Annotated in this window: 16 protein-coding genes; 10 read left to right on the forward strand and 6 right to left on the reverse strand. The window is 73.1% G+C overall.

Features of this window, described 5'->3' with window-relative positions:
- Nucleotides 1–43 precede the first annotated feature (43 nt).
- Nucleotides 44–382: a hypothetical protein gene (locus IE118_RS14285; RefSeq protein ID WP_189558263.1), complete on the reverse strand. Its 339-nt coding sequence runs from the start codon at nucleotides 380–382 to the stop codon at nucleotides 44–46.
- Between the two features lie 128 nt (nucleotides 383–510).
- On the opposite strand from IE118_RS14285, the gene IE118_RS14290 reads away from it, so the two are divergent.
- The gene (locus IE118_RS14290) at nucleotides 511–1,152 is read left to right on the forward strand and encodes a uridine kinase (RefSeq protein ID WP_229846807.1); all 642 of its coding nucleotides are present in this window, start codon (nucleotides 511–513) and stop codon (nucleotides 1,150–1,152) included.
- 263 nt (nucleotides 1,153–1,415) lie between these two features.
- On the opposite strand, the gene IE118_RS14295 is transcribed toward IE118_RS14290, so the two are convergent.
- The gene (locus IE118_RS14295; protein ID WP_189558265.1) at nucleotides 1,416–2,153 is read right to left on the reverse strand and encodes a SigE family RNA polymerase sigma factor; all 738 of its coding nucleotides are present in this window, start codon (nucleotides 2,151–2,153) and stop codon (nucleotides 1,416–1,418) included.
- A 244-nt stretch (nucleotides 2,154–2,397) separates the two neighbouring features.
- Here IE118_RS14295 and afsQ1 point away from each other — a divergent pair, with 244 nt between their 5' ends.
- From afsQ1 to IE118_RS14320, 5 genes are all read left to right on the forward strand, one after another.
- Nucleotides 2,398–3,075 (forward strand): two-component system response regulator AfsQ1, encoded by a 678-nt coding sequence (gene afsQ1, locus IE118_RS14300; protein WP_024883374.1) that lies wholly within the window; start codon nucleotides 2,398–2,400, stop codon nucleotides 3,073–3,075.
- Nucleotides 3,072–4,679, forward strand: a complete 1,608-nt coding sequence (locus IE118_RS14305) for an ATP-binding protein (RefSeq protein ID WP_189558266.1) — start codon at nucleotides 3,072–3,074, stop codon at nucleotides 4,677–4,679. The genes afsQ1 and IE118_RS14305 overlap by 4 nt, the downstream gene beginning before the upstream one ends.
- Nucleotides 4,679–5,302, forward strand: a complete 624-nt coding sequence (locus tag IE118_RS14310; RefSeq protein WP_189558267.1) for a hypothetical protein — start codon at nucleotides 4,679–4,681, stop codon at nucleotides 5,300–5,302. The genes IE118_RS14305 and IE118_RS14310 overlap by 1 nt, the downstream gene beginning before the upstream one ends.
- A gap of 112 nt (nucleotides 5,303–5,414) precedes the next feature.
- The gene (locus IE118_RS14315; RefSeq protein ID WP_189558268.1) at nucleotides 5,415–5,996 is read left to right on the forward strand and encodes a VanZ family protein; all 582 of its coding nucleotides are present in this window, start codon (nucleotides 5,415–5,417) and stop codon (nucleotides 5,994–5,996) included.
- A gap of 58 nt (nucleotides 5,997–6,054) precedes the next feature.
- Nucleotides 6,055–6,255 carry a PspC domain-containing protein gene (locus IE118_RS14320; protein ID WP_189558269.1) on the forward strand — a complete coding sequence of 67 codons (201 nt, stop codon included), beginning with the start codon at nucleotides 6,055–6,057 and terminating at the stop codon, nucleotides 6,253–6,255.
- Nucleotides 6,256–6,340: 85 nt separating this feature from the next.
- Here the strand turns inward: IE118_RS14320 and IE118_RS14325 are convergent, their stop codons facing one another.
- Complete coding sequence (locus tag IE118_RS14325) at nucleotides 6,341–6,688, reverse strand: ATP-binding protein (RefSeq protein ID WP_189558270.1); 348 nt, start codon at nucleotides 6,686–6,688, stop codon at nucleotides 6,341–6,343.
- A gap of 140 nt (nucleotides 6,689–6,828) precedes the next feature.
- On the reverse strand, nucleotides 6,829–7,986 hold the full coding sequence (locus IE118_RS14330; protein ID WP_189558271.1) for an adenosine deaminase: 1,158 nt from the start codon (nucleotides 7,984–7,986) through the stop codon (nucleotides 6,829–6,831).
- 112 nt (nucleotides 7,987–8,098) lie between these two features.
- On the opposite strand from IE118_RS14330, the gene IE118_RS14335 reads away from it, so the two are divergent.
- Nucleotides 8,099–8,860, forward strand: a complete 762-nt coding sequence (locus IE118_RS14335; RefSeq protein ID WP_189558272.1) for an alpha/beta hydrolase — start codon at nucleotides 8,099–8,101, stop codon at nucleotides 8,858–8,860.
- A gap of 16 nt (nucleotides 8,861–8,876) precedes the next feature.
- Here IE118_RS14335 and IE118_RS14340 read toward each other — a convergent pair whose 3' ends face one another.
- On the reverse strand, nucleotides 8,877–9,839 hold the full coding sequence (locus IE118_RS14340) for a LysR family transcriptional regulator (RefSeq protein ID WP_189558273.1): 963 nt from the start codon (nucleotides 9,837–9,839) through the stop codon (nucleotides 8,877–8,879).
- 63 nt (nucleotides 9,840–9,902) lie between these two features.
- Here IE118_RS14340 and IE118_RS14345 point away from each other — a divergent pair, with 63 nt between their 5' ends.
- Together IE118_RS14345 and IE118_RS14350 are read left to right on the forward strand one after the other, a co-directional pair.
- Nucleotides 9,903–11,189 carry an MFS transporter gene (locus IE118_RS14345; RefSeq protein ID WP_189558274.1) on the forward strand — a complete coding sequence of 429 codons (1,287 nt, stop codon included), beginning with the start codon at nucleotides 9,903–9,905 and terminating at the stop codon, nucleotides 11,187–11,189.
- 192 nt (nucleotides 11,190–11,381) lie between these two features.
- Nucleotides 11,382–12,398, forward strand: coding sequence for a sigma-70 family RNA polymerase sigma factor (locus IE118_RS14350; RefSeq protein WP_189558275.1), 1,017 nt, complete (start codon nucleotides 11,382–11,384; stop codon nucleotides 12,396–12,398).
- Here the strand turns inward: IE118_RS14350 and IE118_RS14355 are convergent.
- On the reverse strand, nucleotides 12,282–12,683 hold the full coding sequence (locus tag IE118_RS14355) for an STAS domain-containing protein (protein ID WP_189558276.1): 402 nt from the start codon (nucleotides 12,681–12,683) through the stop codon (nucleotides 12,282–12,284). The two genes, IE118_RS14350 and IE118_RS14355, sit on opposite strands and share 117 nt — an antisense overlap.
- 135 nt (nucleotides 12,684–12,818) lie before the next feature.
- Here IE118_RS14355 and IE118_RS14360 point away from each other — a divergent pair, with 135 nt between their 5' ends.
- Nucleotides 12,819–13,739, forward strand: a complete 921-nt coding sequence (locus tag IE118_RS14360; protein WP_189558277.1) for an AEC family transporter — start codon at nucleotides 12,819–12,821, stop codon at nucleotides 13,737–13,739.
- Nucleotides 13,740–13,794: the final 55 nt, after the last annotated feature.

A 13,794-nucleotide genomic window follows, 5' to 3' on the forward strand; every position in this document is an offset into this window, starting at 1 on the left:
TCCGGGAGGGGCACGGCGCTCCGCCGCGCCGGGGACCCGCCGGTCAGTTCCGCAGCGCGTCCGTCGCCCGTCCGACCCCCGGGACGCTGTCGACCGACTCCGCCTGGGTGACCGGCCCCGTCACCTCGCGGGAGTCCACCGCCCGGAAGTCGGCGACCTGGGTGCCGACGCCGTTGTCGAGCGGGTCCACGCCCGTGCCGGCCAGCGGGTTGGGCTTGAGGTCCGCGACCGTGCCCACGACCTGGCCGGCGTCGTCGAGGACCGCCCCCGAGTCCGCCGCCGCCGCCGTCGTCGCGCCGATGCCGAGCGCCGCGCCCGCGGTGGCGAGGACCGCCAGGGCGCGTCGGGCGGTCGGCGTCTTGGGTGCCTTGTGTCGGGCCATCGCTGGGCCACCTCTTGCCTTCGCTGGGTGATCGGTTCACCGCGCAGCGTAGTGGTCGTGTGACGCGCGCTTCAAAGCCGCACCTCGGGGTCGTACGCCACCCCAGCGATGCCTCACACTGGTGTCCCGTGAGTTCCCAGTCGCCCATATCCGCGCGAGTCGTGCTGCTCTGCGGCCCCTCCGGCTCCGGCAAGTCCCTCCTCGCGGCCCGTTCCGGCCTTCCGGTGCTGCGCCTCGACGACTTCTACAAGGAGGGCGACGACCCGACCCTCCCGCTGGTGGCGGGGTCGTCGGACATCGACTGGGACCATCCCGGCTCCTGGGACGCGGACGCCGCCGTCGCCGCCATCGACCGGCTGTGCCGCACCGGCCGGACGCCCGTCCCCGTCTACGACATCTCGCTGAGCGCCCGTACGGGCGAGGGGAGCGTCGACATCGACCGGGCCCCGCTGTTCATCGCGGAGGGCATCTTCGCAGCGGAGATCGTCGCCCGCTGCGCCGAACTGGGGCTGCTGGCCGACGCGCTGTGTCTGAGCCGGGGCCCCTTCCGGACCTTCCGGCGGCGCTTCAGCCGGGACCTCAGGGAGGGCCGCAAGTCGGTGCCGTTCCTGCTGCGCCGGGGCTGGCGGCTGATGCGGCTGGAGCGGTCGATCGTCGCCCACCAGACGGCGCTGGGCGCGTACGCCTGCGACCGGGACGAGGCCCTGGCCCGTCTCGCGGCCGCGGAGTTCGCCGTGCGCCCGAGGACGGGGACCGGCACGCCGGCCTGACCGGCGGCCGGAGGACCGGGCACCTGGCACCGGCGGACGCCGGCGCATACGAAAGGCGGGACTGGGCGGGCCCCCCGGCCCTCCAGTCCCGCTGTTTCGCATTCCCCCGTGCTTCCCCCCTGCTCCCCCGGTACTTCCCCCCGTCTTTCCCCGTGCTGTCCCGGATCCCTCGTGCTTCCCCCGGATCCGGGAGGTACCCCCGTACCCCCTCGTGCTCCCCCTCACGGTTCCCGTGGATCCCCCGATCCCCGGTCCCGCGGCCTTCAGGCGACGAGCTCCCCGAAGGCGTTCTCCTCGTCACGGCCGAAGCTGAGGACCTCGTCCTCGCGCAGCCGGCGGAGCGACCGCCAGATGCTCGACTTCACCGTGCCGACACTGATGCCGAGGATGTCGGCGATCTCCGGGTCCGTGCGGCCCTCGTAGTAGCGAAGGACCAGCATGGTGCGCTGGAGCTCGGGCAGCCGGGCCAGCGCCTGCCACAGGACCGCGCGCAGCTCCGTGCCGCGCATCGCGTCCGTGTCACCGGCCGTCTCCGGCAGTTCCTCGGTCGGGTACTCGTTCAGCTTGCGGCGGCGCCACGCGCTGATGTGCAGGTTCGTCATGGTGCGGCGGAGGTATCCGCCGACCGCCGCCTTGTCGCTGATCCGGTCCCACGCCCGGTAGGTCGAGAACAGCGCGCTCTGCAGCAGGTCCTCGGCCTCGAAACGGTCGCCGGTCAGGTGGTAGGCGGTGGCGTACAGGGAGGCGCGGCGCTCCTGGACGTAGGCGGTGAACTCCGCCTCCGACAGCGAACGGCGCTCCCCCGAGCCCTCCCCGTACGCGGTTCCCCCGTTGGCGTCCCCCGTGGACGCGTCAACCACCGTCATGATCGCGGTGTGCTGACGCCCGGCGCCGCGAGCGCACCCCCGCATGCTCGCGGCACCGGACTTCTCGGAACCCCGGTGCACGTCGTGCAGACGCGTGATCACTGCGCTGGTGCTGGTGCCGTGCAGCGTGTTCATCTCGCGCCCCCCGTCGTGGACTTCCGGTGTTTCGCCCTGCCGTTGTGCTTGTGCCGAGAAGCTTGCCGGGGGACCTTCATGGCCGTGTCTGCCGACTGTCACAGACGTGTCACAGGGGCCGGTCACCCCGGGCGCGCAGTTCCTCCACCGGGAGTCCGTGCACGTAGCGGCACGTATGGGGGCCCAATGGGCATCTGTCGTCCACGGGTCGAACAGGAAGCCCTCCATGGGCCAGAATGACTCCGTGCCTTCCCTGTTGCTGATCGAGGACGACGACGCCATCCGCACGGCCCTGGAGCTCTCACTGACGCGCCAGGGCCACCGGGTGGCGACCGCTGCCAGCGGTGAGGACGGTCTGAAGCTGTTGCGCGAGCAGCGGCCGGATCTGATCGTGCTGGACGTGATGCTGCCCGGCATCGACGGCTTCGAGGTGTGCCGTCGCATCCGGCGCACGGACCAGTTGCCGATCATCCTGCTGACCGCCCGCAACGACGACATCGATGTGGTGGTCGGGCTGGAGTCCGGCGCCGACGACTACGTCGTCAAACCGGTGCAGGGCCGCGTGCTGGACGCCCGGATCCGGGCGGTGCTCCGGCGCGGGGAGCGGGAGTCCAGCGACTCGGCGACCTTCGGCAGCCTGGTCATCGACCGTTCGGCGATGACGGTGACGAAGAACGGCGAGGACCTCCAGCTGACGCCGACCGAGCTGCGGCTGCTGCTGGAGCTGAGCCGGCGGCCGGGGCAGGCGCTGTCCCGGCAGCAGTTGCTGCGGCTGGTGTGGGAGCACGACTACCTGGGCGACTCGCGTCTGGTGGACGCGTGCGTCCAGCGGCTGCGCGCCAAGGTCGAGGACGTCCCGTCGTCCCCGACCCTGATCCGTACCGTCCGCGGTGTCGGCTACCGGCTGGACCCGCCTCAGTGACACACGAGCACCAAGGGGGGGCCCGCGGCTGGTCCGCGGCGCGCAAGGGAGTCTGGTCGAGGCTGCGGTTCACCAGCCTGCGGCTGCGGCTGGTCGTGGTGTTCGGCCTGGTCGCGCTGACCGCGGCGGTGTCCGCGTCCGGGATCGCCTACTGGCTGAACCGTGAGTCCGTGCTGACCCGCACGCAGGACGCGGTGCTGCGCGACTTCGAGCGGGAGATGCAGAACCGGGCGGGCGCGCTGCCCGAGCACCCGACGCAGGACGAACTGCAGCGCGCGGCGGGGCAGATGGCGAACAGCAGTCAGCGGTTCACCGTGCTGCTGGTCGCGAAGGATCCCGACGGGCGGACCGTGTACGGCAGTTCGGGCGGGCTGAACGGCTTCTCGCTGGAGGACGTGCCGAAGTCGCTCCGGGACGCGGTCACCGAACGGCAGAAGATCACCTCGGCCAACAAGTACGCCCACCGCATGTACTGGCTGCGGACGGTGGACGAGGACACCCCGTACCTGGTGGCGGGGACGCGGGTGATCGGCGGCGGGCCGACCGGCTACATGCTGAAGTCGCTGGAGCCGGAGGCCAAGGACCTGAACTCGCTGGCCTGGTCGCTGGGGATCGCCACCGCGCTCGCGCTGATAGGTTCCGCGCTGCTCGCGCACGCCGCCGCGACGACCGTGCTGAAACCGGTGCAGCGGCTGGGCGTCGCCGCGCGGCGGCTGGGCGAGGGGAAGCTGGACACCCGGCTGCGGGTGTCCGGTACGGACGAGCTGGCCGATCTGTCGCACACGTTCAACAAGGCGGCCGAGGCGCTGGAGAAGCGGGTGGCCGACATGGCCGCCCGGGACGAGGCGTCGCGCCGCTTCGTGGCGGACATGAGCCACGAGCTGCGGACACCGCTCACCGCGATCACGGCGGTGACGGAGGTCCTGGAGGAGGAGCTGGAGTTCGAGGGCGGCGGCATCGACCCGATGATCGAGCCCGCGGTCCGGCTCGTGGTGAGCGAGACGCGGCGGCTCAACGACCTGGTGGAGAACCTGATGGAGGTGACCCGCTTCGACGCGGGCACCGCCCGGCTGGTCCTCGACGACGTGGACGTCGCCGACCAGATCACCGCCTGCATCGACGCGCGCGCCTGGCTGGACGCGGTCGACCTGGACGCCGAGCGGGGCATCCACGCGCGGCTCGACCCGCGCCGGCTGGACGTGATCCTGGCCAACCTCGTCGGCAACGCGCTCAAGCACGGCGGTTCGCCGGTGCGGGTGGCGGTGCGGGAGGAATCCGGCGAGGACGACGAGGGCGCCGGGGACGGCGGCACGGTGGTCATCCAGGTCCGCGACCACGGGCCGGGCATCCCGGAGGAGGTGCTGCCGCACGTCTTCGACCGCTTCTACAAGGCGAGTGCCTCCCGGCCGCGTTCGGAGGGCAGCGGACTGGGGCTGTCCATCGCGCTGGAGAACGCGCACATCCACGGCGGTGAGATCACGGCGGCCAACTCGCCCGACGGCGGCGCCGTGTTCACGCTGCGGCTGCCGCGGGACGTGTCCGCGCGCGGTTCCGGGGAGAAGACCGGTGACGCCGGGGACGAAGGCGCCGAGGGGGACGCCTGATGAACGGACGACGTGCGGCCGTGCGCGGTGCGCGGGGGCTGCTGGTGCTGGGGGCGTTCGGGACGCTGCTGGCCGGGTGCGGGATCCGGGCCACGGATGTGCCGACCGACTTCGGTCCGGCGCCCTCGCGGGTGCGCTGCTCGCTGGCCGAGCCGGAGGTGTCGACGCAGGCCGGGCGGGACCTGCCGATGCGGGTCTTCCTGCTGTGCGGATCGTCACTGGTCGCCGTGGACCGGACGGTCCGGGTGCCGGACGGGGCCGCGGAGACACGGCGGGTGCGGATGGCGCAGGGACTGCTGGACGAGGTGTCGGAGCAGCCGCCGGAGGCCGAGCGGGAGGCCGGGTACACCACCCGGGTGCGGGGCGGGACGACGGTGGCGGGTCCGCGGCCCGGCGACCCGGAGGACACCCTGCGGCTGAGCACCGCACCGGGGAGCCTGTCGCCCGCCGGGCTGGCCCAGGTCGTGTGCACCTTCTCCGACTCCGCGGCGGCCGAGGGGGACGGTTCGGTCATCCTGGGCGGCCCGGACGCGGGTCCGCCGCGCCGCTACAAGTGCACGGACGAGGTCCGCGCGCGTCCGGGCGACCGGGAGCCCCCCTCCACGGAGGCCGCCGGGAGCTGACCGGCGGCGTCACCCGGCCCCGGTGCCCGTGCCGGGGCCGTGGCGCGTGCCTCACGCGGGGAACGGGTGACATCCCGGAACCGATCGTGCCGAACGCCGCGTCTTGGGGAGCGTGCAGCGTCAAGGCTTCATCGGCGGCACCGCCGCATCCCGCATCCGTGTGACAGGGGGGCTCCTCCTGGCCGCGCACCTCGCGTTCGTCGCCTGGTACACGCTGCGCCCGCTGGACGTCCCCTGGGTGATGCCCGCCAATCTCCGGCCGTTCGACGGCATCCGCGGCGACTTCGCGCTGGGCTGGACGACGGGGCTGCGCCGGACCGCCGAGGCGATGGCGCTGCTGGCGCCGCTGGGCGTGCTGCTGCCGATGGCCGGGGGCCGGCTGGCGGTGTCCCGGCTGGGTTCGCTGATCCGGACCATGACCGCGACCGCCCTCGTCTCGCTCGCCGTCGAGCTGCTGCAGACGGTGGTGCCCGGCCAGGTGGTGGACGTCGACTCCGTACTGCTGAACACGGCCGGCGCGGCACTCGCGCACGCGGCCGTGGTGCCCGCGGGCCGGGCCTGGCTGCGCCGTCGGGCCGCGCGCAGGATCGCCGCCGCCCTCCTCCCGGAGGAGCCGGCTCAGGGGCGGACCCCGACGATTCCCAGGGTCGGCATCGCTCCGTGGAGCGACGCGTTCCCACCGTCGTCTCCGTAACGTGGAGGGCACAGAGGCAGCCGGCAAGGAGGCCTCCCCGCTGACGAAGGAGCCCGTGATGAGCCGCCCCGCCCGCCCCACCAACGACCGGATGATCGGCGGAGTGTGCGCCGCGCTGGCCCGGCGCTTCGGCACCTCCACGACCACGATGCGGGTGATCTTCCTGGCGTCGTGTCTGCTTCCCGGACCGCAGTTCCTGCTCTACATCGCGCTGTGGATCCTGTTGCCCTCGGAGGACAAGGCCCGCACCGCCTGGTGACCGCCGCCCGACCGTCTCCCCGCGCGTACGCCGATGGGGCGCACCCCGCTTGCCGGGTGCGCCCCATCGGCCGTGTCCGTGGGTGTCAGCCGCCGAGCGGTACGCCGTTGACGTTGAGGCCCTGGGTGGGCACCTGGCCCAGCGGCAGGCCGCCGAGGAGACCGGCGGCCGGGACGCCGGGGCCCGCCTTCTCGGCCACCGGCTGCACGGCCGACATGCCGGTGCCGGTCAGGCCCTGGCCCTTCGACAGCGCGTCGGACGAACCCGGCACCGCGCCGGCGACCCGCTCCGCCGGGACGGCCTGCGTGACGGTGTCCAGCGCCTGGGCGGCGTCCGGGACGGCAGGGGCCGCGTTGGCGGCGCCCGCCCCGGCGGCGGCGAAGGCGGCACCGAGAGCGGCGACACCGAGGGTCTTGGCAGCAGACTGCTTCATGAAAATGCGTCCTCGAAATGGGAAACGGGGATGTGAGCGGTGCTGCGACCGTAAACACGAGATGCCGGTCACCGCAAACAGCGAAATGCGGACGAATGGTGGACGCCGCCCGTGTCCACGTTTCCCCGAGAACGCGGCGCTCAGTCTTCCGATTCCGCAGAACCGCTGGTGGAGGCGGTCTGACGGAACAACCATTCGGATTTCAGCTCGGCATATCCGGGCTTGACGACGTCATTGATCATGGCCAGTCGTTCATCGAAAGGAATGAACGCTGATTTCATCGCATTGACGGAGAACCACTGCATGTCGTCGAGCGTGTAACCGAAAGCCTCGACCAGGTGCTCGAATTCCCGGCTCATGCTGGTGTGGGACATGAGGCGGTTGTCGGTGTTCACGGTGGCCCGGAAGTGCAGCCGGCGCAGCAGGCCGATGGGGTGCTCGGCGTAGGAGGCCGCCGCACCGGTCTGGAGGTTGGAACTCGGGCACAGTTCGAGCGGGATGCGCTTGTCCCGGACATAGGCGGCGAGCCGGCCCAGCTCGACGGTGCCGTCGTCACGGACGTGGATGTCGTCGATGATGCGCACCCCGTGACCGAGCCGGTCGGCACCGCACCACTGCAGCGCCTGCCAGATGGACGGCAGGCCGAACGCCTCGCCGGCGTGGATGGTGAAGTGGTTGTTCTCCCGCTTCAGGTACTCGAAGGCGTCGAGGTGCCGGGTGGGCGGGTAGCCGGCCTCGGCGCCGGCGATGTCGAAGCCGACGACGCCATGGTCCCGGTAGCGGTTGGCGAGTTCGGCGATCTCCAGGGCGCGGGCGGCGTGCCGCATCGCGGTGAGCAGGGCGCCGACGCGGATGCGCCGGCCGTTCTCCCTCGCGCGCAGCTCCCCCTGCCGGAAGCCCTCGTCGACCGCCTCGACGACCTCCTCGAGGGTCAGCCCGCCCTCGAGGTGCTGCTCGGGCGCGTAGCGCACCTCGGCGTAGACGACACCGTCCTCGGCGAGGTCCTCCGCGCACTCGGCGGCGACCCGCACGAGCGCGTCGCGGGTCTGCATGACGCCGACGGTGTGCGAGAAGGTCTCCAGGTACCGCTCCAGGGAACCCGAGTCGGCGGCCTGGTGGAACCAGAGGGCGAGCTTGTCGGGGTCGGTCGCGGGGAGGCCGGTGTAGCCGGTCTCGCGGGCCAGGTCGACGACGGTGCCGGGGCGCAGGCCGCCGTCGAGGTGGTCGTGCAGCAGGACCTTGGGCGCCCGGCGGATCTGGTCCGTCGTCGGGGTGTTCGCGTTGGTCTGGCTCGTCATGGCCGCACCCTAACTCCTACGCGCGTAGATCACCGGTGGGCGCGTGCGTCGATACGTAACGGTGACCGCACGCACGGGGCGGGTACCCCGCCGCTTCTGAGAATGTTCTGTCATGGCACAGCAAGCGACGCCGGTCCGCACGGCCCGGCTGGGGCGGGCGCTCGGTCCGGAGCCGACGGCGGTGGGCGGAGTGGTGCTGCTGCTCCCCGGCGGCGAGGAGGTCTCCGGCCGCAGACCCTCCCCCATGGTGGCGGCCGCGTCCGTACGGGGTCTCGGCCGCCGCCTCTCCCGCGCGGGGCGCGACCGCGGCCTCGCCACGCATGTCGTGCACTACCGCTACCGGGGCTGGAACGGCAGCGAGGCGCATCTCGCGCACGACGCCGCCTGGGCCGCCGACGAGGCCGTACGGCGCTACGGGGACGTCCCCGTGTGCCTGGCCGGTCTCGGCATGGGCGGCAGGGCCGCGCTGCGCGCGGGGGGACACGAGGCCGTCGGCTCCGTGCTGGCGCTGGCCCCCTGGCTGCCCGAGGAGGACGTGGCGGCACCACCCGAACCGGTGAAACAGCTCGCCGGCCGGCACGTGCTGATCGTGCACGGCACGAACGACGCGCGCACCGACCCGGAGTTGTCGTTCCGGCTCGCGGCGCGGGCGAAGAAGGCGAACCGGGAGGTGTGCCGGTTCGAGGTGCACGCGGACGGGCACGGGCTGAGCCAGTACCGCGACGAAGTACTGGCGCTGGCCGAGGACTTCGTGATGGGGACGTTGTTCGGGCAGGCGTTCTCACGGCCCGTGCGGGACGCCCTGGCGGCGCCTCCGCCACTGGGGCTGCGGATGCCGCTCGCGGCGGGGTTCGGGAAGTCGCTGCGGCGGTAGCGCCGTCGCACCCGCCTCAGTGCGGCAGCAGGGTGCCCCTCTTGGAGAGCAGGAACTTCTTGAAGGCCGCCACCGGCGGGGTGTCCGGGTGGCCGGCCAGCCAGGCCACGCCGATCTCCCTGGCCGCCCTGGGGGCGGTGACCGTCAGTTCCACGACTCCGGGGCGGGGGAAGGGGGGCGGCGGCAGGAGGGCCACGCCCAGGCCCGCCGCCACCAGGCCGCGCAGGGTCTCGGCCTCCTCCCCCTCGAAGGAGACGCGCGGTGTGAAGCCGGCCTGCGCGCAGAGGTCGTCGGTGATGCGGCGCAGCCCGTAACCGGGTTCCAGGGTCACGAAGTTCTCCTCGGCGGCCTCGGCCAGGCGGATGCGGCGGCGCCCGGCGAGGCGGTGGTCGGCGGGCACCACCAGACGGAGCTTCTGCTCGTCGAGGCGGCGGGCGACGAGGTCGGGGGCGTCGGGCACCGGGGAGGTCAGGCACAGGTCGAGGTCGCCCGCGCGCAGGCGCTCCAGCATGGCCTCGCCGTAGTTCTGGACGAGGCTGAAGCGGATGCGCGGATGGTCGGCGCGGAAGGCGTGCAGCAGGCCGGGCACCGTCTCGGCGCCCATGGTGTGCAGGAAGCCGAAGGCGACCTTGCCGGTGGCGGGGTCGGCGTCGGCGCGCACGTCGTCGGCGGCGCGCTCGATCTCGGCGAGGGCGCGCTCGACGGAGGCGAGGAAGGTGCGGCCCGCGGGGGTCAGGGAGACGGTGCGGCCGTGACGGGCGAACAGGTCGACGCCCAGGTCCTCTTCGAGGCGGACCATGGCCCGCGACAGCGTGGACTGCGGTACCTGCATCTCCTGGGCCGCGCGGGTGACGTGCTCGGTGCGGGCGACGCCGGCGAACCAGGCCAGGCGCGGGGCGAGCAGTCGCACCATGTCGTCCGTGTCGTGTGTGTCACCGGTCTGTGACAGTCGGCCCCGTGACCTTTGCTGATGCACCATGGGAACGATTATGACGATTCCGTGCATTGGACGGATGAGCGGGGGCGTACGTAGCTTTGAGGCATGACTCCCGCCAGTACCGGGGCGTCCACCAGCGTGGGCGCCGTCGCATCCGTTTCCTCCGCCGCCCTGCCGCCCGTCTCCGCGACCCGGATGTCCCCGGGCGGGCCCGGTTACCGCCGGATGAGTCTCGCCCTGTTCCTCGCGGGTGTCGCGACCTTCGCGCTGCTCTACTCCACCCAGGCGCTGCTGCCGCTGATCTCCGGCGACTTCGCGGTGAGCGCGAGCGACGCGAGCTGGACGGTGTCCGCGGCGACCGGCGGCCTGGCGCTGTTCGTGCTGCCGATGAGCGCGCTGTCGGAGCGGTTCGGACGGCGTACGGTCATGACCGTGTCGCTGGCCGTCGCGGTGACGCTGGGCCTGCTGGTGCCGTTCGCCCCGTCGCTCGGGGCGCTGGTGGCGCTGCGGGCGCTGCAGGGCGCTGCCCTGGCCGGACTGCCCGCCTCGGCGACCGCCTATCTGGCGGAGGAGGTCACGCCGAAGGCGCTGGTGACGGCGATCGGGCTGTTCGTGGCCGGGAACAGCGTCGGCGGGATGAGCGGCCGGGTGATCACCGGCTGGGTGGCGCAGGAGTGGGGCTGGCGGGTCGCCGTCGGGGCGATCGGGCTGCTCGCCGTGGTCTGCGCGGTCGCGTTCCGGCTGCTGCTGCCGGCGCCGAGGCACTTCCGGCCGGGCTCGCTGCGGCCGCGGGTGCTGGCGGGTACGGTCCGCCGTCATCTGGCCAACCCCCTGCTGCGGCGGCTGTTCGCGATCGGCGCCCTGTTCATGACGGTGTTCGGGGGCGTGTACACGGTCATCGGATACCGGCTGACGGAGGCGCCGTTCTCGTTGCCGCAGGGGGTCGTCGGGTCGGTCTTCCTGGTGTACCTGGTGGGCACGGTGTCCGCCTCGGCCGCCGGGCGGCTGGTGGGGCGGCTGGGGCGCCGGGGCGCGCTGTACGCGGGCGGCGGGACCACGGCGGTGGGACTGGTGCTGTCGCTGGCGGGGTCGCTGCCGGTGGTGCTGCTCGGACTGGTGCTGATCACGGCGGGGTTCTTCGCGGGGCACGCGGTGGCGTCGTCGGCGGTGGGCAGGACGGCGGACGAGGGGCGGGCGCAGGCGGCGGCGCTGTACCAGTCCGCGTACTACGTCGGATCGAGCGCGGGGAGCGCGGTGGGGGCCATGGCGTTCCACGCGGGCGGCTGGGCCGGGACGGTGGCGGTCGGGCTGGTGGCCGTGGCCGGCGTCGCGGCGATCACCCTGGCCGGGACGCGGGCGGCGGCGCGGGCGGCCGTGGCACGGACGGCCTGACGCCCCGCGCCCGGCCCGACGCGCCTCGCCCCGGCCTCGGCGCACCTCGGCACACCCCGCCCCACCTCGGCGGGGACAGCCTCTCACCTGCGGTTTCGCCCGGCCGGCGGGCCGTTGTCAGTGGGCTGCGGTAGCTTCCGGAGGAGTGGGTGCGACGGCGCGCCACGGGACGCCACATGGGGTGGGTGGACGATGACGAACGGCACGGCGACGACGACCGACCTGGACGCCACGCTGGAGAAGTACCGGGTCGAACTGACCGGTTACTGCTACCGGATGCTCGGCTCGTCCTTCGAGGCGGAGGACGCGGTGCAGGACACCATGATCCGCGCCTGGCGCAGCCACGACAGGTTCGAGGGCCGCTCCAGCCTGCGCTCCTGGCTCTACCGCATCGCGACCAACGTGTGCCTGGACATGCTCACCGCGGGCAACAAGCGGGCCCGTCCGATGGACCTGACGGAGTCCACCCCGCTGGCGCAGGCCGCGCTGTCCCCCCGCCCGGACAGCACCTGGCTGGAGCCGATGCCCGACTCCCGGGTGCTGCCCACACCCGCCGACCCGGCGGAGGCCGCCGTCGCCAAGGAGTCGGTGCGGCTGGCCTTCATGGCCGCGCTCCAGCAGCTGCCGGCCAAGCAGCGTGCGGTGCTGATCCTGCGCGAGGTGCTGGCGTGGAAGGCGAGCGAGGTGGCCGAGCTGCTGGGCACGTCGGTCGCGTCGGTCAACAGCGCGCTCCAGCGGGCCCGGGCCACCCTCGCCGAGCGGCGGCAGCCGGGCGACGAGGCGTCGGTGTCCGATCCGCTGGACGAGGGACAGCAGAAGCTGCTCGAGCGCTACGTGACGGCGTTCGAGGGCTATGACATGTCGGCCCTGACCGCGCTGCTGCACGAGGACGCCGTCATGACGATGCCGCCGTTCGACCTGTGGCTGACCGGCGCCGACGACATCACGGGTTTCATGACGACGCTCGGCGCCCCCTGCGCGGGCTCCCGGCTGCTGCCGGTGGAGGTCAACGGGCTGCCGGGCTTCGCGCAGTACAAGCCCGATCCGGAGGCCGGCGGCTTCACCCCGTGGGCGGTCCAGGTGCTGGAGATCTCAGACGGCCGGATCACCGGGTTCCACTGCTTCCTGGACACGCAGCGGTGGTTCCCGCTGTTCGGGCTGCCCCTCCATCTCGAAGCGGAGGCCGACGAGGTCGAGCAGGGCGCATAGCGCCCGGGAGGGATCGCGCAGCCGTATGCGGCCTCCCGTGCGGCGGGCGGTGAGCTGAAGCCGTGCCAGGAGTTCGACGGCGGCGAGACCGGGCGGCCCCAGTCCGCCGACGTCGCACACCACCACACCGGCGGCCGCGCCTTCCGCGCCGCCGCTGTCCAGCAGCGCCCGCAGGGCGTCGCAGGGGCCGCTCACCTCGTCCCGGGTGAGGGGGCCGCTGAGCACGAGTACGGGCGGTGTGATGGCGTCCACGACCGGTAGACCGGCCGCGGCCCCGCAACTCATCGCGAGCGGTGAGGGGGCGCCGGAAGGATCACATTGACCCGGGCGCGGCCTCCCCCGGAGGGTTGGCTGTATGCGTCACAGATCATCCCCGCCACCCCCGGTGTCCGGTGTCCTCCGCCGTCGCGAGGAGCCGACGTGCAGGGCGTGGTGAGCGGGTTCCTGGTGATCGCCGTCGTCATCGGCGTCGGCTACGTCATCGGCCGCCGGGGGCACCTCGGTGCGCAGGGACGTGACGTCCTGACGAAGCTGGCGTTCCACGTGGCGTCCCCGGCCCTGCTGTTCACCACGCTGGCCCGGGCCGACCTGTCGGTGGTCTTCTCCGGCCGGCTGCTGGTCACCGCGCTGAGCACGGCGGCGGTGGCGGGCGTCTTCGTCGCGGTGGGGGCCGTACGCGGCTGGGGGGTGGGCCGCACCACCGTCGGCGCGCTGTGCGCCAGCTACGTCAACGCCGGCAACCTGGGCATCCCGATCGCGGTGTACGTCCTCGGGGACGCCTCGCTCGTGGCGCCGGTGCTGCTGTTCCAGCTGATCGGGGTCACCCCGGTCGCGCTGACGATCCTGGACCTGTCGACGGCGGGCGAGAAGCAGCCGCTGTGGCGGCGCCTGCTGACGCCGCTGCGCAATCCGATCGCGGTGGGGTCGCTGGCGGGGGTGGCGGTGTCGGCGGCCGGAGTGGAGATACCCGGGCCGGTCTGGGACCCGGTGACCCTGATCGGCAACATGGCGGTGCCCGCCGTGCTGCTCGCCTTCGGCATCTCGCTGCGGGGCAGCCGCCTGCCGCTGCGCGGCGGTGACCGGGGTGCCGTCCTCCTCGCCGTGGGGCTGAAGGCGGTGGGCCAGCCGCTCGTCGCCTGGGCGCTGGCGGTGGGCGTCTTCGGTCTGCGCGGCGCACACCTGCTGGACGTGGTGGTGACCGCGGCCCTGCCCGCCGCGCAGAACCTCTTCACCTACGCGAGCAGCTACCGCGTGGGCGAGACCCTGGCCCGGGAGGCCGTCCTGGTGTCGACGGTGCTGTCGGTGCCCGTCCTGGTGGTGGTGGCGGCGCTGCTGGGGTGAGTCGCCGCGGGTGAGCCGCACGGGACCGGCGGGGGTCCACCGGTCCCGTGCACGC

Source organism: Streptomyces pilosus (genome assembly GCF_014649835.1).
In the GTDB taxonomy this organism is placed as follows: Bacteria; Actinomycetota; Actinomycetes; order Streptomycetales; family Streptomycetaceae; genus Streptomyces; species Streptomyces pilosus.